10 protein-coding genes and 4 pseudogenes are annotated in these 22,121 nt (G+C 38.5%); all 14 read left to right on the top strand.

What is annotated here, in order from left to right:
• The first annotated feature begins 106 nt into the window (after positions 1–106).
• Positions 107–418: a single-stranded DNA-binding protein gene (locus LXO72_RS02915; RefSeq protein WP_014262672.1), complete on the top strand. Its 312-nt coding sequence runs from the start codon at positions 107–109 to the stop codon at positions 416–418.
• 1 nt (position 419) lies between these two features.
• Positions 420–548: pseudogene (locus LXO72_RS02920) on the top strand (Maff2 family mobile element protein); the annotation flags it as partial.
• 724 nt (positions 549–1,272) lie between these two features.
• Positions 1,273–3,132, top strand: coding sequence for a group II intron reverse transcriptase/maturase (gene ltrA, locus LXO72_RS02925; RefSeq protein WP_009220357.1), 1,860 nt, complete (start codon positions 1,273–1,275; stop codon positions 3,130–3,132).
• Between the two features lie 152 nt (positions 3,133–3,284).
• Positions 3,285–3,383, top strand: a pseudogene (locus LXO72_RS02930) (Maff2 family mobile element protein); the annotation flags it as partial.
• A 19-nt stretch (positions 3,384–3,402) separates the two neighbouring features.
• Positions 3,403–4,266 carry a VirB6/TrbL-like conjugal transfer protein, CD1112 family gene (locus LXO72_RS02935; RefSeq protein ID WP_000466911.1) on the top strand — a complete coding sequence of 288 codons (864 nt, stop codon included), beginning with the start codon at positions 3,403–3,405 and terminating at the stop codon, positions 4,264–4,266.
• Positions 4,267–4,285: 19 nt separating this feature from the next.
• Positions 4,286–4,549: a hypothetical protein gene (locus LXO72_RS02940; protein WP_000746438.1), complete on the top strand. Its 264-nt coding sequence runs from the start codon at positions 4,286–4,288 to the stop codon at positions 4,547–4,549.
• A 3-nt stretch (positions 4,550–4,552) separates the two neighbouring features.
• Positions 4,553–4,942: a PrgI family protein gene (locus LXO72_RS02945; RefSeq protein WP_000332202.1), complete on the top strand. Its 390-nt coding sequence runs from the start codon at positions 4,553–4,555 to the stop codon at positions 4,940–4,942.
• Positions 4,854–7,283: a VirB4-like conjugal transfer ATPase, CD1110 family gene (locus tag LXO72_RS02950; protein WP_041250824.1), complete on the top strand. Its 2,430-nt coding sequence runs from the start codon at positions 4,854–4,856 to the stop codon at positions 7,281–7,283. The genes LXO72_RS02945 and LXO72_RS02950 overlap by 89 nt, the downstream gene beginning before the upstream one ends.
• Before the next feature lie 6 nt (positions 7,284–7,289).
• Positions 7,290–9,584, top strand: a complete 2,295-nt coding sequence (locus tag LXO72_RS02955) for a C40 family peptidase (protein WP_000412442.1) — start codon at positions 7,290–7,292, stop codon at positions 9,582–9,584.
• A 17-nt stretch (positions 9,585–9,601) separates the two neighbouring features.
• Positions 9,602–9,838 carry a hypothetical protein gene (locus LXO72_RS02960; RefSeq protein WP_000711919.1) on the top strand — a complete coding sequence of 79 codons (237 nt, stop codon included), beginning with the start codon at positions 9,602–9,604 and terminating at the stop codon, positions 9,836–9,838.
• A gap of 154 nt (positions 9,839–9,992) precedes the next feature.
• Positions 9,993–10,673 (top strand): annotated as a pseudogene (locus LXO72_RS02965) (CD1107 family mobile element protein); the annotation flags it as partial.
• 91 nt (positions 10,674–10,764) lie between these two features.
• Positions 10,765–12,477: a DNA topoisomerase 3 gene (locus LXO72_RS02970; protein WP_014262670.1), complete on the top strand. Its 1,713-nt coding sequence runs from the start codon at positions 10,765–10,767 to the stop codon at positions 12,475–12,477.
• A 31-nt stretch (positions 12,478–12,508) separates the two neighbouring features.
• Positions 12,509–21,343: a helicase-related protein gene (locus LXO72_RS02975; protein ID WP_233331493.1), complete on the top strand. Its 8,835-nt coding sequence runs from the start codon at positions 12,509–12,511 to the stop codon at positions 21,341–21,343.
• A 43-nt stretch (positions 21,344–21,386) separates the two neighbouring features.
• A pseudogene (locus tag LXO72_RS02980) lies at positions 21,387–21,941 on the top strand (single-stranded DNA-binding protein); the annotation flags it as partial.
• Positions 21,942–22,121: the final 180 nt, after the last annotated feature.

Raw genomic sequence — 22,121 nt, forward strand, 5'->3', positions numbered from 1 at the left:
ATAAGAAGTCCCACTAAGGAAAAACTAAATAGCAAAAGCATCAGCGATTGGAAAATAAAACTTTCAGTCGCTTTTTTTATTGAAAAGAAAAGGAGAAATTAAAAATATGAAGCAGGAAATGATGAACATCAATGCCAACTTGGTTGCAGAGCCTATTTTCTCAAGTTTTGAAAAAGACGGAGAAACGGTAGAAGTCGTTAATTTTGCACTTGTAAAGAAGTACGGGAAAGGCAAGGAATATATCAACTGTGCCGCTTACGGTGAAAAGGTGGAAACAGCGAAAGACTTTGTAAAAGGCGATCTCATTCATATCTTTGGATATTTCAAAGAGCGTGAAAAAGACGGTAAGACTTACAAAAACTTTTTAGTAAAGTCATACAACAAAATTGAAAAGAAAGAAAACAAGGAGGAAGAATAAAATGGAATTTTTTACACAGGCAGTAGATGTACTGAAAGTATTGGTAATGGCGGTAGGAGCAGGACTCGGTGCGTGGGGCGTGATCAACCTGATGGAAGGTTACGGGAACGACAACCGTGCGACACGTTCATAAGTGAAAAGCTTATGCACTAAGTCGAAGGACTAAAAGTTCAAAACTTAGGAGAACTGACAATCTAATAGGTAGAATGACGGGGTAACGCCCTGAAATGCCTACACTGATACTCCGATTGGCAATGAATATTAGACTATTTCATTGTCAAAAGCTCGGTAAAGTCGGCAGAGAGTAGCCGTAAGACTGATATTAACATCAGACACGAAAGCTGTTCAGAGGTGGACGGTGCTACCTATATGCCGGGTGTCGAATACGCATGGTGAGAATGTGTATACCAAAGCACTGACGTACTTCCGAATGTACAAGTCTAAACGTTTGAATTTGCCTAACGGCAATTCCCATCAAAGATGGGGTGTTTGTGGATGAGTAAGAATGGTTGTTATGAAAATCCATATATCGTTACAGGCGATATGGTGAAAACTAAACACAGGCTTAGAGGAAGAACCTAAACGTATTCAATGATAAGATTGTCGGAACGTGGTAAGCCAGGAACACGGAAGCAGTCTAATGCTAATGAAGTGTTGAATGGGAAAATGACTGAAAAAACAGCATATAACCGTTCTTTATCTTGGTGAAAGCGGTGGCACAGTACCTATGAAGCGAAAATAATAAGTTCGTGGAGGGATAGCCACCAGTCACAGGAAAGTACAAGAACTGAAATTAAGACAAACACAGCTTCGAGTATGACAAAGAAAATCAAATCCGAAAGGAGATGGTGACTGTGTCCGCTTCGAAACAAACACTGAAACAAAGCAAAATCCGTTATACGGAATATTATGACTTGCAGAAAGTCCTTGATGATTTATATGAAGATAGCAGTAAGAATAAAGTATTTTCAAATTTAATGGAGCTAATAACTTCAAGAGAAAATATCAAACTTGCCTATCGGAGTATCAAAGGGAACAAAGGAAGTCATACGGCTGGGGTAGATGGCAGAACAATAAAACATTTATCAAGGCTAAATGAAGAAGAATACATTTCTCTCATACAAAAACAGTTCCATTGGTATAAACCACGCCCTGTAAAGAGAGTGGAAATGCGAAAGCCTAACGGAAAAATAAGACCTTTAGGAATACCGACTATTGTAGACAGAATTGTACAGCAATGTATCCTGCAAATACTAGAGCCGATATGTGAAGCCAAGTTTCATGACAGCTCCTATGGGTTTCGACCCAACAGGAGTACGGAACACGCTATAGCAGAATGTGCAAGACTAATGCAGATACAGCACTTACATTATGTGGTTGATATTGATATACAGGGATTTTTCGACAATGTATATCATGCAAAGCTCATAAGGCAGCTTTGGAATTTGGGAATCCAAGACAAAAAGTTACTTTGTATCATTAAGGAAATGCTGAAAGCAGATATAGTTATGCCTGATAAAGAGGTAATTACACCAACAAAGGGAACACCGCAAGGCGGAATATTATCACCGCTACTATCTAATGTAGTCTTGAACGAATTAGATTGGTGGGTTTCTTCTCAATGGCTGACAATGCCCACGCATTATCCATATAAACAGAGAACGAACAGTCAAGGAACAGAGATAAAAAGCCATACCTACAGAGCTTTAAGAACAAGCAACCTAAAAGAAATATACATTGTAAGGTATGCCGATGATTTCAAGATATTTTGCCGTAATTACTACGATGCAAAAAGAACCTATCAGGCAGTTACAAAATGGTTGCAAGACAGATTAAAACTAAATGTAAGTGAAGAAAAATCTAAAATAACAAATCTAAAACAAAGGTACTCGGAGTTCTTAGGCTTCAAGCTTAAGGTTAAACCAAAAGGCAAAAAGTTTGTTGTACAGTCGCATATAAGTGATAAGGCACTGAAAAATGCAAAAGAAAATATTTCTAAAAGTGTTGCAGATATAAAAAGACCTGCAAACGAAAAGGAACAGTACAAAGCAATAGCCAAGTATAATGCCACTGTTTCAGGCTTGCACAATTATTACCAAATAGCAACAAATGTGAGTTTGGACTTTGCTAAAATAGCCTTTCACATTAAAAAGCAGATGAACAACAGGCTTGATATTAAAACCAGTGGAACACTAAACAAAGGATTTATCAAAGAAAAATATGGAAAAAGTAAACAGCTTCGCTTCCTTAATGGACATCCGCTAATTCCGGTGGGATATGTAAGGACAAAGGACGCAAAACATAAGAAAAAGGCTGTAAATAAATACACTGTAAAGGGCAGAGTTCTCATTCATAAAAATTTACAGATTGATGTAGACACTCTTATCTGGCTGATGAAACACCCAGTGCTTGATAAAAGCATAGAGTTTGCGGACAACAGAATCTCGCTTTTTGCAGCTCAATATGGCAGATGTGGAGTGACAGGTGTAAAACTTATACCAAACGACATACATTGCCATCACAAGATACCGCTTGAACAAGGTGGTACAGACAGTTACAGCAACTTAATTCTTGTTACAGAAGCAGTTCATATACTCATCCATGCAACAAAAGAAGATACAATCCAAAAATATATAAAAGAGCTTGGGTTAACAGTCAAGCAGATTGAGAAATGTAATAAGCTTAGAAAAATGGCAGAATTGCCACTAATTTAGAGAAAAAATAATTTGTTACGAAGTGTGTAAGTCTTAGTTAAAACGTGAAAATCTTTCTTGTGATGGAACGCCGTGTGCGGTGAAAGTCGCATGCACGGTGTGAAGTGGGGGAAAATCTGGAGATAACATCAAAGGATTACCTATCACTATCCGGCGCAAAGAGCCAAGGCGTGAAGCAATTGATGGCGGGAGGCGGTATCGTCCTTATCGGCTTAAAACTCATTCCGCTTCTTGCCAATGTACTAAAGTAGGAAGAAAAGGAGCGATGAAATGTTTGGGATATTCGACAAGATAGAAGAATTTTTCAAGGAGCTTCTACTGGGCGGTATCCAAGCAAACTTAGAGTCCATGTTTCTTGACATCAACAATCAGGTTGGGAAAGTGGCAGCAGATGTAGGAAAAACTCCTATGGGATGGAACGGAGAAGTATTTAACTTTATCAAGAGTATTAACGACTCCGTCATTATTCCCATTGCAGGACTAATCATAACGGCAGTCCTTTGTATTGAGCTCATCAATATGGTCATGCAAAAGAACAATATGCACGATACGGACACCTTTGACTTTTTCAAATACATCATCAAGATGTGGATTGCTGTATGGTTAGTATCTCATGCCTTTGAATTTTCAATGGCGGTCTTTGATGTGGCACAAAGTATGGTAAACAAAGCGGCGGGGGTGATTAACACCTCTGCTGTTGTTTCTGGAGATCAAATTGTTCAGATGGTAGAAGCTTTAAAAGACAAGGGGCTTGGAGAACTCATTATGATTCTCTTTGAGACCTCACTCATTAAAGTTGCCATACAGGGAATCTCCATTGTTATCATGCTTGTTGTTTACGGAAGAATGTTTGAAATCTATGTTTACTCATCGGTTTCAGCCATACCGTTTGCGACAATGGGAAACAAAGAATGGGGACAGATCGGAACAAACTACATTAAAGGACTATTTGCCCTTGGACTGCAAGGACTCTTTTTAATGGTTTGCCTTGGAATTTACGCAGTATTAGTTAAGACAATACAGATTACAGACATTCATACCGGTACCTTTACGATACTCGGGTATGCAATTTTGCTGGGACTGATGATGTTAAAAAGCGGAACACTGGCAAAAAGTGTATTAAACGCACACTAAAAAAGAAAGGAAAGATAGTATGAAGAAAAGAAAAACAATATGGAAAGCAGCACTTCTTGTAACAGGCATTGCCTTTGTGATGGATAGAATCAGAGTTCATAAAAAAATGAAAGAGCTAAACAAAAGAATCACCAAGGTTGGACATTGTCATAATGATTTTTGTCTGATGCAGGGAAGAATCAATCAAAGCACAGAGGAACAGCTTGCAATTATTCAGGAAGAAATCGGCTCCGTATATGAACACATGGAGGAGCTGTCAAAGGAAAAAGAAGATGGGAGGTAAATCATGGCGTATGTACCAATCCCGAAAGACTTAAAGAAAGTAAAAACGAAGGTCGCTTTTAACTTAACCAAAAGACAGCTGATCGGATTTACTCTCGCAGGGCTGGTAGGAATACCGGTCTATTTATTTATGAGAAAGTTTGTAGCAAATGATATAGCGATTCTATTTCTCATCGTGTCTACACTTCCCATTTTTTTCATTACACTGTTTGAAAAAGACGGACTGACCTTTGAAAAATATTTTAAGTATATCTATTTACACAAGTTTTACCAACCGCAAAAGCGTGTGAGAAAGGAGGTTTACCTTGAACAGCAAAAGAAAAATTCAGCAGCTAAAGCTCATGCAAAACGAAAAGGCGTTAAGAAAGGAGAAACAGGAATTAAAGCAAGATAAAACAAAGATGAAAAAAAAGAAAGACGGATTTTTGAGCCTTATCTTTAAGAAAGAGCCGAAACGCCATACTGTAGAAGATACCCTTCCCTATCTTAGAATGTTGAAAAGCGGGATATGCCAGAGTGATGAAAAACACTTCAGTAAAAGCATAGCCTTTGAAGATATTAACTATCAGCTTGCCTTAGAGGAAGATCGAGACCTTATTTTTAATCAGTTTGCCAACTTCTTAAATTCCTTTGATCCGAGTGTCAAGATTGAGCTTTCGTATATCAATCAGCTTGGCAGAAACGAAGAAATGCAGTCGGCAATTCAGATACCGGATAAAAAAGACGGCTTTGACGAGATACGCCTTGAGTTTCGAGAGATGCTAAAAAATCAGATTGTAAAGGGAAATAACGGGCTTAGAAAATCAAAGTATATTACTTTTACCGTCGAAGCGGACAATATGGAGCAGGCAATCTCAAAACTGGAAAGACTGGAGATTGACATCTTATCTTCCCTAAAAAGTATGGGCGTGCGTGCAGAAAGCCTAAATGGAGAAGAAAGGCTGAAAATCCTTCACGATGTATTAAATCCGGGCAAGACCTTTGAGTTTTCCTACAAAGACCTAAAGAAAAAAGAAAGCACCAAAAGCTACATTACGCCTGATGAATTTAACTTTACACCGAGTAGATACTTTAAGTTCGGGAAGTTTATCGGAGCGATAAGCCATTTTCAAATCCTTGCCAGTGAACTTTCAGACCGTATGCTTGCCGAGTTTTTGGATATTGATGATAACATCAATATTTCCTTTCATATCAAGGCGATCGAGCAGTCGGAAGCCATTAAGATGGTAAAACGAAAAAATACCGACATCGACAAAATGCGAATTGAGGAAAACAAAAAGGCGGTAAGAGCGGGTTATGATATGGACATTTTACCCTCAGACCTAATTACCTATGGTGAAGATGTGAAAAGCCTACTCAAAGACTTGCAGACAAGAGATGAGCGTATGTTTGTCGTAACCATTATCTTTATGAACTTTGCAAGGACAGTACAGAAACTGGAAAACGCCATTGCACAAATCAGCTCTATTGCCAATAAGCACAACTGCAAATTAAAAAGACTTGATCATGCACAGGAACAGGGACTTGTAAGCGTACTTCCTCTTGGCGTGAATAAGCTGGAGATTAACAGAGGCTTAACTTCCTCATCAACAGCCGTCTTTATACCGTTTACCACAGAGGAGCTTTTCATAAATTCAAGCAACAGCTTATACTACGGACTGAATGCACTAAGCCATAACCTGATTATGGCGGATCGAAAGAAATTAAAGAATCCCAATGGGTTAATCTTAGGAACACCCGGAAGCGGTAAGTCCTTTAGTGCAAAGCGTGAAATGGCAAATGCGATTTTGGTAACGGATGATGATGTCATCATCTGCGATCCGGAGGGCGAATATGGCAATCTTGTGCGTCAGTTTAACGGAGAAGTCATTAAGGTTAGCAGTAAATCAAAGGATTACCTCAATCCCCTTGACATCAATATGAACTACGGCGATGGAGATACACCGTTAAAAGACAAGGCAAACTTCATCATGTCTATGCTTGAACTTGTCGTTGGAGGAAGCGGACTGACAGCAGAGGAAAAGTCGGTTATAGACAGGTGCTTACCTAAGATTTATGAGAAGTATTTTAACGAACCTGAACCGAAAAACATGCCTATCTTACAAGATCTATACGATATGTTAAAAAATCAAGAAGAAAAGGTCGGAAAAAAACTGGCAACGGAGATGGAGATCTATGTAACAGGCTCTCTTAATGTATTTAACCATCAGTCCAATGTGGACTTAAATAAGCAGCTCCTTTGTTTTGACATCAAGGAACTGGGCAGTCAGCTTAAAAAAATCGGAATGCTTGTGATTCAGGATCAGGTTTGGAATAAGGTATCTCAAAATAGAGGAAATAAGGCAACAAGGTATTACATCGATGAGTTTCACTTGCTTCTAAAAGAAGAACAGACCGCTTCCTACTCCGTAGAAATATGGAAGCGTTTCAGAAAATGGGGAGGAATTCCGACCGGCATCACGCAGAATGTCAAAGACCTACTGATGAGTAAGGAGATAGAAAATATCTTTGATAATACGGACTTTGTCTTAATGCTCAATCAAGCGTCAGGAGATCGGGAAATCTTGGCAAGAAAACTGAAAATTTCCAAACCGCAGCTTAAATATGTTACCAATTCCAATGCGGGAGAAGGACTGTTATTCTTCGGAAACACCATCGTTCCCTTTATTGATAAGTTCCCGAAAGATACCATTCTTTACCAGAAGATGACAACGAAACCGGAAGAAGTGAGGTGATAGCTTGTGGAAAAGAAATTAAGGCGAGATTTTAAGGAAAGGCAGAAAATCAAAGAGGAAGCAAAACTGTTAGGGAAAGAATATATGGATGCGGATGAAGCCGGTAAATTAAAGCATGGCGATGATTACCGAGGGAAAATTATTCACGAGAAAGACCGATTTCAGGATAAGATCCACGAAAAGGAAAGCAAAAGAAATTCCAAGAATGAGCTTTTGCAAGGAAGTTCCAAAAGAAAGGTGAAACAGCTTAAAAATGTTGTAAAAGACAAGGAAACAGATACCTCAAAAGAAGATAATAAATCCCCTCTTGTCTCCGGCGATGAAAACAGTGTTTTTACTTCCCTTGCAAATGATGAAACAATAGCCGATGAGATAGTTTCTGCACCGAAAAGCATAAAAACAGAAAAGGAAATCTCCTTTGAAGAACAAAAAGCCGAGCTTTTAAAGAAAAGAAAAATGGCTGAAAAAGTCAGAAAAGAGTTAAGAACGGAAGGAAAGTACAGTCAAAATGAAGAAATCTACGATCCTTTGGGAAAAGACCTTGATAATGATGGTATCATCGACAGGTATGACAATGACTTTAGAGACAGCGACTATTTTGAATCGACTTATGATGTGGAAGATAATCTTCATACCAAAGAAGGTATAACGGAACACTCTAACAAAAAGCACAATGCTCAAAAGAAGCTGTATAAACGAAAAAACTATTCGGATAAGGTCTATACAAGGAAAAAGGAAGACAATCACGCAGACGATAAGACGGAAGGGAAAAAGTCTTCCAAAGAGATGATTCAGGGCAGAGAAAAGAAAAAGTCTGCAAAGGGATCTGTTCTGTCAGGTTTAGCAAAAGGAAGTGAAGCGGTAAGGGATTACCTATCCCATGGCAGTGATGAAAATCAGGGTGTGGAAACCGGAGAAAAGATTGCAGACGGCAATTCAAAATTACTTCATGGGATAAAAAACTATGCCGATAAGAAAAAGGCTAAAAAAAGCTATAACCTAAGCAAAAAAGATTACAAGATACGAAAGCGTAAATCAAAATTGGAGTTTCGGGAAGCCAAAGAGGAATTAAAGAAAACAAAGGAATATAAGCAAGCAAATGCTTTTAAGAAGTTTCAAAAGAAAAAGCAGATGAAATCCGCTATTGGGAAACGAAATAAATCAAGGCTTAGAGATCGTATCAAAGAAAGTCTGATCGGAACACTGAAAAGCTCCAAAGAAATGCTGATACGAAAAGCAAAGGGACTTATGATGATTGTCATAGGTCTTATTATTTTGGGGACTTTTATCATTCAATTTGCAGGCACCTCCATGACCGGAATGATAAACTCTACAAGCGGCGTATTAACTACAACCTATCTTTCCGACCAAAATGTACTAAGTGAAATCAATCAACAGTTTTCGGGATTGGAAGAAGGTCTGCAAGATGAAATCAGTTCCGTAGAAGAAAATTATCCCGGCTATGATGAATATCTCATAGAAAAAGAGGGAGAAATCGGACACAACACCCATGAGCTTTTATCCTACATCACTTCAAGATGTGGAGAAATTAAGGATTCAAAGGAAGTTCAAAGTATCATCCATGACATTTTTACAAAGATGTATGATTTATCTTATCGAGAAGAAATTGAAATCAGATACAGGACGGTTACGGAAACATATACCGATGAAGATGGCAATGAGCATACCGAAAGTCATGAAGAAGCTTATGAGTATAAGAAGCTCATAGTAACACTGAAGAAAAGGGAAATGGACAGTATCGTAAGAGAAATCTTCGCAGAGTATCCCGATAATGTTCTTCACTATGAAGCCTTGCTTGCCTCTAAGGGAAACATGGAAACTGTCTTTGGAAGCGGAAACGGAAATTTATCGGAGATTGTAGACAATCCCGACTTTTCAAATCCGGGAATTGCCTTTGACGATGTAACGGTGAAGGCACTGTTTAACGAAGCGGAAAAGCATATCGGAAAGAGATATGTATTTGGGGCGAACGGGCCGAATAACTTCGACTGTTCGTCCTTTGTGTGCTGGAGTTTTACCCATTCGGGTGTCAAGAATATGCCACGAACAACCGCTTGGGGAATATACAAAACTTACTGCAATCCCGTATCTCCAAGTGAAGCAAAGGCGGGAGATATTATCTTCTTTAAGAACACCTATGACAGCGGCTCCCCTATTTCTCATGTCGGCATTTATGCAGGAAACGGTATGATGATTCATGCAGGCGATCCGATTCGCTTTGTCAGTATCAATACACCTTACTGGAGGGAGCATTTCTACGGCTTCGGCAGAGTCAAGTAAAGAAAGGACGGTAAAATGTGAAAAAAGAACTTACAGCAGTGAAAAACAAAATTCAAAAGTTAAAGGATAAAAAGGCTCTGATTGATGAAGAATTGGAGCCTTTATTGATTCGTGAAGAAGAACTTGAAAATGAGGAGATTATTGCCATTTGCAGAAAAAACAATATCACAATTACAGATTTAATGGCAAAGGTTAAAAAGGAACAAACGGAAATGAAAAAGGAGAAAACAAATGAGAACAGTTATGAAAAATAAGGTATTTACAAGGTTAATGACAGCATTACTTCTTGCTGTTACGGTCATTTTGGCAGCTTACCCATCGGTAGCCTATGCACAAGTTGATGAAAAAGAAGCAGCAAAGGAAACAGTAAAGGAAGAACCGAAAAAACCTGAAATTACAGTTATTAAAAAGGAAGAAGAAAAAGAAGTGCGTTATCCCAATAAATTGACTGCAAAAGAGCCGGAGAATTTAAAGCAAAAAATGGTTTCAAACGGAGAAACAACCAATACCAATAAAGGGATTCCGACCGAGCCTACCAAATCAAGGGCAAGTGTTACGGAGAATGTAAATAATGCCAATCAGGAGTATCCCATTCATCATGGAGATAGTAGCGATAACAAAGAAACGGATAAATATTCTGCGGATGCCAGACAGTTTATTACTTTTCAGACCAAGAACGGAAAGACCTTTCATCTCATTATCAATCATGATGAACAGGGAGAAAATGTCATGCTTCTTACCGAAGTTTCGGAAGATGATCTGCTCAATATGGTAGAAATCAAGGAAAAACCGAAAGAAGTAGTTAAGGAAGAACCCATAAAGGACGAACCGAAAGAAGAAGCAAAGCCTGAAAAAAAGGAAGAAAAAAGCAGCACCGGAACATATATCCTGCTTGCTCTTGTAACTTTGGGGGCATTGGGAGCAGGCTATTATTTTAAGGTGGCAAAAAAGAAAGAAGATAAGGAACTGGAAGCCTTCGAGGAAGATGATGATTTCTTCTCGGAAGCGGAAGGCAGTGAAGAAACGGAAAATGAAGAAGTTGAAAATCAGGAACTGGAAGATGAAACAGAGGACAGCGAAGAAGATTAGGAGTAAAAAAGATACTATTTGCTGTAAAACACAGGGCGAAGGAGAGAAAATCTTTCGCCCTCTTATATTGAAAACGGGAGGAAAAATATATATGAAACTTGTAATTGCTGAAAAGCCAAGTGTTGCATTATCAATCTCAAAGATAATAGGAGCAAAGAATAAAAAAGACGGATACTATGAGGGAAACGGGTACAGAGTAAGCTGGTGTGTCGGGCATTTAATTCAAATGGCAAATCCCGATTCTTACGATGAAAAGTATGCCAAATGGAAGATTGATGACTTGCCGATTATTCCAAGTGAATATCAGTATGAAGTGGCAAAGGCAACAAAGAAGCAGTTTGCAGTCCTAAAAAAACTGATGAATGATAAGGCGATTGATACTGTTATCAATGCCTGCGATGCCGGACGAGAGGGAGAAGCAATCTTTAGACTTGTATATCTTCAGGCAAGCTGTAAAAAGAAGATGAAAAGGCTTTGGATTTCCTCCATGGAAGATAGTGCAATTAAAGACGGCTTTGATAAGCTAAAAGACGGAAAAGACTATGATAATCTCTTTGAATCGGCTCAAGCAAGAGCGGTTGCCGACTGGCTTGTTGGAATGAACATCAGCAGGCTATACTCTTGCTTATATAAGCAAAATTACAGTGTTGGGAGAGTACAGACACCGACTCTTGCCATGATTGTAAAAAGAGATGACGAGATAACTAATTTTAAGAAAGATAAATACTACACAGTGGAGCTATCTATGAACGGCTTTATACTTTCGACTGAGCGAATTGATGATGAGGTTGCTGCTGAACAGCTAATCAATTTAGTTGGCGATAAGATTGAAATCACTGATGTTATCCAAAAAGAGAAAATTACAAAGCCTGATTTACCATTTGACCTTACGACACTTCAAAGAGAGTGCAATAAGTATTTTGGATATTCTGCAAAGCAAACTCTCGACTATGCTCAAAGTTTGTATGAAAAGAAGCTGATTACCTATCCAAGAACAGACAGCAGATGCCTTACTGAAGATATGATTACAAGTACCGTCAATAATATTTTGGGCAAAAATGACTTTGATACAGGTCGTATCAAGACGGTGTTTAACTCAAAAAAGGTTACGGATCATCATGCGATTATTCCTACAGTAAGCTCACTGAGTGAAGATTTATCGGGTATTCCTGAGAGTGAAGCAAAGGTATATCGACTGATTTCTAATAAGCTCCATGCAAGTGTGGGCTATCCTTTAGTGGAAAATACAACGAAGATTGTAGCTGAATTTGACGGCTTTCAATTTACGAGTACTGGTAAGGTTATTAAGGACGAGGGCTTTACAAAATATCTTAAAGAATACAAGTTCAATAAGAATGAGGATTTGGAGCTTCCTGATGTAAGCATTGGAGATGTTATTATCATTGAAAATAAAGAGATTAAAGAAAAGTACACTAAACCTCCGAAACACTTTACGGAGGACACACTCTTAAAAGCTATGGAGCTTGCAGGTAATGATGCATTGGAAAAAGGTGTTGAAGTGGAAAGAGAAGGACTTGGAACACCGGCAACAAGAGCAGGCATTATTGAAAATCTGATTTACAAAGAATTTATTGAACGAGATAAGAAGAATCTGATTGCAACACCGAAAGGAAAAAGCCTGATTGAGATTGTCGTAGATAACTTCAAATCAGCAGAAATGACGGCACAGTGGGAAATGGAATTGTCTGAAATAGCACAGGGCAAATCTTCCAAAAAAGAATTTTTAGAAAAGATTGAGGAACAGATAAAACATACGGTAGAGGAACACCAGAAGAATGAATAGGAAAAATGAATATTAGAAAAAGGAGGTAAAAATGCGAATCAATGATTTTCATAATATTTTGGAGCTTGTAAAACAGGACATTCTGCATAGTGAAGCGGAATATTTAAAGCTCCTAAAGGTTGTCGGAAACAATCAACGATATGATTTTAGAAGTCAGTTAAGTATCTATGATAAAAATCCGGAAGCGACAGCCTGCGCCAAGTTCGATTATTGGCGTGAACGCTTTCACCGAACTGTTATGCGAGGACAAAAAGGAATTCCGATTTTAGAGGACTACGGCACATATAAAAAGGTTGACTACATCTTTGATATAGCTCAGACAGTTTCAAGAAACAGAGATGTCAATGAAGTAAATCTATGGAGATTCGATAAAGAAGCGCATCAAGATGTGTTAAAGGAAATGATAAAAAGTGAGGGATATGAAGAGAGTGAAAGTATCTTAGAAAATATCTTTTCTTTAAGCAGGCTTTACGGAGATGAAAAGATAGACAGTCTAATGAACGAGCTTAGAATAGCCGATGAGAATAGAATATCTTTTACAAAGTTTGTGAGAGATTCAGTGAGCTATGCGGTATCTTCAAGGTTTCAGCTTGATTATCCTATGGATAGTGAACTTTTAAGAGAAAATTTTGAAAGACTTGATAGTATATCTCTTATGAGTCTTGGTGAAACCGTATCGGATATTAGCGGAAATATCATTGATGCGACCATTCAGAAAAGTAAAGAGCTTGACAAAGAAGTTTTAAGAGGTAAAGAAGCAGGATATAATAAGATTAGAGAAGAAATTGAGGAGGTAGAAGAAAATGTACTTCGACGAGATGATCAGAAAAGAAATGAAAACGAGCGAGTTCTCCGAAATGGGGAGTACGGACGAGATAATAGAGAAAATCAGGGAGAATACACTAAGCAGCTTGGAGGAACAGACGGAATTCATCAAGGAATATCCCAATCCGACCTACGCAGTGATGAGGCTGGATTATCTTTCACAGAGCGAGGAGCAGAGCCGATTCGAGATGTTAGTGGATTTATACAAGGAGAAGAAACTGACCAATCATTTGATGGACATTCAGAAACAGGCGATAGCGTTTATGAGAACAGAGAAGCCGAAACTGATGGAAGCTTGGAAGATAGAGAGCAAGAGCGATCCGCAGTATGGAGCGATGATTTCAGCTCTCAAAGAAATGACCATCAAGGAAGTCGTGGAAATCTAAAAGAAAATACCGAATCAGAGATAAGAGAAGCGGACAAGGCTTCTTTTTCTTTGCCTGAAAATGCTTACGGACAACTGATCCTGACCGTTCCTCTTAGCCAAAAGGAAAAAGATGTGTTCCTGATTAACGGGGGAAATCACGATGGGGGCAGACTTCCTGTCATTGCCGAGTTTTCCAAAGGAAAAAGCAATGAAGAATTGGGAGAATACCTAAAAGATACCTTTAACGGTGGAAACGGACTGTATATTGATGAAAGAGAGGTATCTTCCTGGTATTCGGATAAGGGGATTCATTTTGCTTCCGGAACATCGGCAAGAGAAGATCATACGCAGGTTTTAAGTTGGAGTGATGCGGCAAATAGAATTGCTGAACTTTTGGAAAACGGAGAGTTTGCTACCAATGTGGAGATTTCAGAAGCTTTGGATTATGAAAGAGATCGGATTTCAGAGTCCCTATGGTATCTTATTCACGATTTGAGTGAGGAAGGAAAAGAACAAGGCTTTTTTGAATTTCTCGAAAAAGGAGGTGGCTTTCCGGATGAAACAAAAAGATTATCCGAGGCACTGAAAAATCCTGAACACCTTGGGGATGTCATCAAAGAGTATGGACGATTTTTAGAAGCATATAGAGAAGATAGAGATGTACTAAGGTTTCACTATCATAAGGTGGACAGCCTTTATCAGAAATTACAGGAGCTTGCACTGCCAAGAAAAGAATACAGTACCAATCTTACTGAACTTCCAAAAGTAAAAGCCTTTATTACAGAAGATGAAGTCCTTGCTACTATTTCAAGGGGAAGCGGAATCGATAGAGGAAAAGAGCGAATTACAAAGTTTTTCAAAGAAAATCACACTTTACAGGAAAAAGCCGACTTCTTAAAAGATGAATATGGAACAGGAGGAAGAAGCCATGCGGTATCAGGCTTGACAGGTAGTGGAGAATGGCACGATGCCAAAGGAATAAAACTTGAAAAGGATAATTGTAAAGATGTGTTTCTCACTTGGACAAGTGTGGCAAAGCATATTGACGAGCTGCTTTCTAAAAACCTTTACCTTGAGGAACAGCACATAGAAAATATAGCGGAGAAGGAAGAAGTAAAAGAGCCACACTATTACTCGAAAGATAATCCTGAAAACTTGATGACTGATGAAATGCTGAAACGGGTGCCGGAGCTTTACGCACAGGAAGAAATTGATTTAGCGGATAAGGAAGTTCATGCAGCATATATCATTCCTTTTAAAAGTAATTGGACTTGGTATATGACAGAGTATGACAGGGAAAGCGGAGAAGCCTTTGGGCTTGTAGTCGGAATTGAACCTGAATGGGGATATTTCAATCTGAATGAATTGAAAGAACTTAATGCTCAAAGACTTGTGTTGGAAGATTTTCCAAAGACTTTTCAAGAAATCAAAGATACCGAGCTTGTAAAACAGATGAGTGAGGAAGAAATAGACCGAGTATTTAACGGACAGCTTTCCGCAAAAGATAATCAAAAGGAACAGGACATCTTTTATCTTAGCGATGAAATGGGAATTTCATTAGAAGAAGCCGAGGGTATTATCAACGACAGGAGCAGGTTATCAGGGATTAGTACAGAGGATACAGATAACAAAGATAATTTACTTGATGAAAAAAGTCCTGTTCAATCTACCCTGTTTGACTACATTCAGCAAAAAGAAGAAGTAGAGCTGAATGAAAAAGAGGAAAGCCTTGCAGAACAATTTGCAGTGAAACAAGGTGATACCGTCTATTTTGACCATGAAACATATATTGCAAAGGATATTGAAAAAAATAAAGTAAACGGAAAGCCGGAGGTATGGCTGTATCCGGCAAGAGATGGAAATAGGCAAATTGCAATCGTACCGTTTATGGATAATGAGGAGCTATTAAGAAAGATAAGCATTGAAAGACCGAGATTTTTGATTGGCGATGAAGTGAAATATAAGGATAAGGATTGTACCATTACCCGCTTTGATAATATGGGAAATAACCTAAAGACCGTAACGGTTAAGGATAATACCGAATATCTCAGTGGTATGATAACAGGCTCCGATGTGATTCCCTATCGTTTAGAGAGCGACCTTGAGAGAATATTTGAAAATCTGGCATACAAGAAAGCTAAAGATACGATTCAAGACATTGATGAAAAGGCAGAAAAACTAAAAATAGAAGCTCATAATTTTAAGATTACCGAAGAAATCCTCCCTGAAAAATTAACGCCAAGTGAAAGGTTAAACCAAAACCTTGAAGCAATCTCCATGCTTAAACGAGTGGAGAGTGGACAAAGAGAGCTTGACAATACAGTTCAGGAAGTCTTGGCAAAATATGTAGGATGGGGCGGACTTTCCGAAGTCTTTGACGAAAGCAGAGAAGGTCAGTGGAAAGAAGCAAGAGCATTCTTAAAAGAAAATCTATCGTCATCAGAATACGAAGCTGCTAAGGAATCAACTTTAACAGCTTTTTATACGCCTAAGACAGTCATTGACAGTATCTACTCTACACTCTCAGGAATGGGGTTTAAGAATGGCAATATCTTAGAACCGTCAATGGGCATCGGAAACTTTATCGGAAGTTTCCCGGATGAAATGAGTAGCAGTAAATTTTATGGTGTAGAGCTTGACTCCTTAAGCGGTCGCATTGGAAAACTTCTATATCCGGAAAGTGATATACAGATTAAAGGACTGGAAGAAACTTCCTTTTCCAATAATTTCTTTGATGCGGTTATCGGGAATGTACCCTTTGGAGAGTACAAGGTCAATGACAGGGAGTATAACAAAAATAACTTTTTAATTCATGACTACTTTTTTGCAAAATCCATTGACAAAGTTAGAAATGGTGGTGTTATCGCTTTTATTACATCTTCAGGCACGATGGATAAAAAGGATGAAAGTGTCAGACGATACCTTGCAGCAAGAGCGGAGTTTTTAGGAGCAATCAGACTTCCAAACGATACCTTTAAGGGTGTTGCCGGAACGGAAGTAACCTCGGATATTATCTTCCTAAAGAAAAGGGACAGTATAAGAGAAAGGGACGAGGACTGGATACATCTTGCAGAAGATGAAAATGGGCTGACATATAACAAATACTTTGTAGAGAATCCTCAGATGGTGCTTGGCTCTATGGAAGAAGTGTCAGGAAGATTTGGAAACGCCCTTGCTTGTCTGCCAAGAGAAAATGCCGATTTAAAGGAGCTGCTTGCAAGGGCAAGTGAAGAAATATCCAAAGGAACAGCCTATGAAGAAATAGAGCTACTTGATGATGAAATCACATCTATCCCTGCCACAGATGATGTCAAAAATTTTTCATATACTATCATTGATGACGAAGTGTATTACAGAGAAAATTCCCTTTTTGTAAAGAAAGAGATAACGGATAAGAATAAGGAGAAGATTAAGGACTATCTTGAACTGAATACTGCCCTTAAAGATGTTATCTACAAGCAGAAAGAGGACTATTCCGATGATGAGGTAAAGAAAGCTCAAGAAAAGCTCAATGAAGTCTATGACCGCTTTTCTAAAAAGCATGGATATGTCAATAACCTTTCCAATACCAGAGCCTTTAAAGAGGACAGTAACTTCCCGCTTGTTTCCTCCATTGAAATCCTTGATGAAGAAGAAAACTTTAAGGCAAAGGGGGATATATTCTCCAAGAGGACAATCACAAAGGCAAAGACCATTGACCATGTGGATACTTCTTTGGAATCTCTTGTGTTATCTATGTCGGAAAAAGGCTATGTGGACTTTGACTATATGGAAAACCTGACGGGAAAAGATAGACCTACTCTAATAGAAGAATTAAGGGGAGAGATTTATCTAAGTATCAGGGAAGAACAGAACTTTTACAGACCGCTATCCTTTAACCCCGAAGATGGAGATTTGCCTTTCGCCTGTGCAAATGGCAGCAATTCATATAAGTATGGCTATGTTACAAAGGACGAATACCTATCAGGGAATATCAGAGAAAAGATTACCATCGTAGACAGTTACCTTGCAAAGTTAAGACAAACGGAACGGGAACTACCTCATCTTGGCTATGCGGAAGATGGCAAAGAAAAAGAGCTGATAAGCTATGAGATGAACCGTTTGGAATATCAAAAATCGGAACTTACCAAAGTATTACCGAAAGAACTGGAAGCAAGTGAAATCAGCGTTCGTCTTGGAGCAACTTGGATACCGATTAAGGATATAGAGAAATTCATCTTTGAAACGTTGAAAACACCGGGCTGGGCAAGATGGGATATTAAGGTCAAATTCTCAAATCTTACAAGTGAATGGAATATTGAAGGAAAGAGCAAAGACAGAGGAAATGACCTTGCTGAAATGACCTACGGAACATCAAGGATAAACGGATATAAGCTGATTGAAGATGCCTTAAACCTTAAAGAAACAAAGGTCTTTGACCAGATTGAAAATCCGGATGGCTCAAAAAGTTCTGTCTTAAATAAAAAGGAAACTCTCCTTGCAGGACAGAAACAGGAACTTCTAAAAGAAGAATTTAAGAACTGGATATTTAGTGATCAGGAAAGAAGAAGCAGACTTGTGAAGCTCTACAATGAGCGTTTTAACTCTATCCGAAATCGTGAATATGACGGAAGTAATCTCTCTTTTGAAGGAATGAATACGGAAATCAAACTCAGACCACACCAAAGAAATGCCATTGCAAGAAGCCTTTATGGAGGAAATACCCTGCTTGCCCATGTGGTAGGAAGCGGAAAGACTTTTGAGATGGTCGCTTCCGCAATGGAAAGTAAAAGGCTTGGAATGTGCAGTAAATCTCTCTTTGTTGTACCGAATCATCTAACAGGACAGATTGGCAGAGAGTTTATGCAGCTTTATCCGTCGGCAAATATTATGGTCGCAGATAAGAAAGACTTTGAGCCGAAAAACAGAAAAAGATTTATCGGCAAAATTGCAACAGGCGAATATGATGCGGTTGTAATCGGGCATACGCAATTTGAAAAAATCCCGATGTCAAAAGAATACCAAGAGAAGCATATTCAGGATCAGATTGATGAAATCATAAACTATGTAGAGGAATACAAGCATGACAGAAATCAGAACTTTACGGTAAAGCAGCTTGAAAAAACAAAGAAAAAACTTGAAACAAGGCTTGAGAAATTAAACGATGATTTTAAGAAAGATGATGTCATTACATTTGAAGAACTTGGCGTAGATAAGCTCTTTATTGACGAGGCACATGGCTACAAAAATCTCTATCTTTACACAAAAATGAGGAATGTAGCAGGTATCGGGCAGTCCGAAGCCTTTAAGTCATCCGATATGTTCATGAAGTGTAGATACATGGATGAAATGACAAATGGAAAAGGAATTGTCTTTGCCACAGGAACGCCTGTATCAAACTCCATGACCGAGCTTTATACCATGCAGCGTTATCTTCAGTATGAAAGCCTTAAAAAGAATAATTTGGAGCATTTTGACTCTTGGGCTTCTACCTTTGGGGAAACGCAGTCAGCTTTTGAATTATCTCCGGAGGGAACAGGATACAGAGTAAAGACAAGATTTTCCAAGTTCTATAACTTGCCTGAACTAATGTCTATGTTTAAGGAAGTTGCGGACATTCAGACAGCGGATATGCTTAATCTTCCAACACCTGAAGCACACTATGAAGTCATTAAGACTTTGCCAAGCGAGGAGCAAAAAGAAATCTTAAAGAGCTTATCAAAACGGGCAGATGATGTGAGAAACAAAGCGGTAGAGCCTGATGAAGATAATATGCTGAAAATCACCAATGACGGTAAGAAACTTGCTCTTGACCAAAGGCTGATCAATCCCCTACTTCCTGATAATCCCGACAGCAAAGTCAATGTTTGCGTGAAAAATGTCTTTAGTATTTGGGATAAGACCAAGGAGAATAAATCCACACAGCTACTATTTTCCGATATGTCCACACCGAAAGGCGATGGAGAGTTTAACATCTATGATGACATCAGAGAAAAGCTCGTTGCAATGGGAATCCCGAAACAAGAAATAGCCTTTATTCATGAAGCTAATTCAGATAAGCAAAAGGACGAACTATTTGCAAAGGTGCGTAAGGGAGATGTGAGGATATTGCTCGGCTCTACTCAGAAGATGGGAGCCGGGACAAATGTGCAAAATAAGCTGATTGCACTGCATGATTTGGATGTACCTTGGCGTCCTGCGGATCTTGAACAGAGAGCAGGTAGAATTGTAAGACAGGGAAATGAAAATAAAGAGGTAAATATCTATCGCTATGTTACGGAGAATACCTTTGATGCATATTTGTGGCAGACCATAGAAAATAAGCAGAAGTTCATTTCTCAAATTATGACAAGTAAGACTCCCGTTCGTGTTGCGGAAGATGTGGACGAAAGCTCCCTTAACTATGCAGAAATTAAAGCTCTTGCCACAGGAGATCCGAAAATCAAAGAAAAAATGGATTTGGACAATGAGGTTACAAAACTTAAAATGCTTGAAGCAAACTATAAGTCCAATCGTTATAGATTAGAGGACAAGGTTGCTAAAAATTATCCGGAAGAAATTGCAAGGACGGAAAAGTTAATTGAAGCTGTTAAGAAAGATATATCAGAAGTTGAACCTAAGTCAGACAGTGAGGAAAAGTTTACTTCCATTACTATTTTAGGCGAGAAGATTACCGATAAGAAATTAGCAGGAGAAAAACTTCTTGAAGCCATTTCAAAAGTAAAAATCAATGAAAGTAAGATGATAGGAAAGTATAGAAATATGGATTTAGAGGTCAGCTATAACTTCTTTACCAATGAGCATAATTTCAGCTTAAACGGTGCTGCAAAGCATTCAGGAGAGCTTGGCACAAGTGCAGACGGAAATATGACAAGACTGGATAATGCTCTTGAGAAAATGCCTGAGAAATTAAAGAGGCTTGAAGAAAAGCTCGTTAGTACCAAAGAACAGCTTGAAAATGCCAAAGAAGAACTTAAAAAGCCGTTTGAAAAGGCAGATGAACTGAAAACTAAAGTATTAAGGCTTGCCGAACTGAATAAGCTGCTCGATATGGGAGAGGTAGAAGAAAAGAGAAATGACAATCCCCTTGTGGAAGATGTAAAACGAGCGATTATTGACTTCTGTAACAGAGAGTATGAAGAAAACCACAGCTATGATGAATTTGACACGCTATATCCTGATTTAAAGCATATCGGGATTGCCTATACCAATACGCCCGATGAAAGACATGGGATTCAGTACGAACTGAATTTAGAAGCTAAAACATGGACACAGTATATTGATGATACGGTGGTAAAAACAGAGAGCTTCGACTATGAAAACAAGGGAGAGAACGAAGCTCTAAGGAATATGAAAAATGAGATTGAGCTATCCTCTTTTGAAGATTTGATCTATGTGGATTCCGAAGATTTAAGAGCAGCAACGGGACTTGATATTGATGATGAAGGAAACTTCTATGATCCGCTTGCAAAAGACCTCGATAATGACGGTATCATCGACAGATATGACAATGATTTCAGGGACAGTGATTACTTTGAATCAACCTATGATGTGGAAGATAATCTTTATACAAAAGAGGAAACTTCTCAAAGAACGGAAGATAAACCGTCTATTTTAGGACAGATCAGAGCTTATCAAAGTGAAAGCAAAACGGAAGATAAACAAACTACAAAAGAACAGGAATATGCAAGATAAGGGGGCTTATAAGCTCCCTTTTACCATGAAAGGAGATAAAAACATGGATTACAAAACAATACGAGATAAAATTGAGGATATGGTAAATGATAACCATAAGGACTTCGTAAAAGCGGTTATCAGCATGGAAAAAGGCATCAATGATGAGAGTGCCTTGGATAAGCTATATGATGCTTATATGGCAAATGATACCATCAATCTGCTTCATGAAGATTTCGACTATATGATTGAAGATTTAAGAGAACAGGGGCAGATAAAAGACCTGCCCTATGTTCAGCAGGAGAAAGATGACCTTGTAAATATCGTCGGAAATGTTGTAGGCAATGTAGATGTAATCGAAATAGAAAATAAGAACGGAGAAGGCTTTAAGGTGGCAAATTTCTCCGTAGTTTCCAAAGATGATGAGGGTAATAAGGTATATCATAATTGCTCCGCTTATGGAGAAAAGAGTGAACTTCCAAAGGACTTTAAACAGGGAGATTTCGTAAAGCTATTCGGACAGCTTAGAACCTCTATTGATGATAACGGCAAGGAGCATAGCAATGTAAGGATATTATCCTCAAAGCTCTTAAAGGCGAAAGAACAGATGAAAGGACAGGATAAGAGTCAAGAGATTGCTAAACTGAAAAGTAAGATAGAAGAAAGAGAAAAAGACTTATTTTATGCAGATTCTTGGGAGCAATCAGGACAGATTAGAGCAGATATTGAAAAAATGAAAGCCAAGTTAAATACCTTAACCGGCTCTGAAAAAGGGAAAGAAAACGATAAAAAATCCATA

This window comes from Streptococcus sp. XMC, assembly GCF_021341835.1.
GTDB lineage: Bacteria > Bacillota > Bacilli > Lactobacillales > Streptococcaceae > Streptococcus.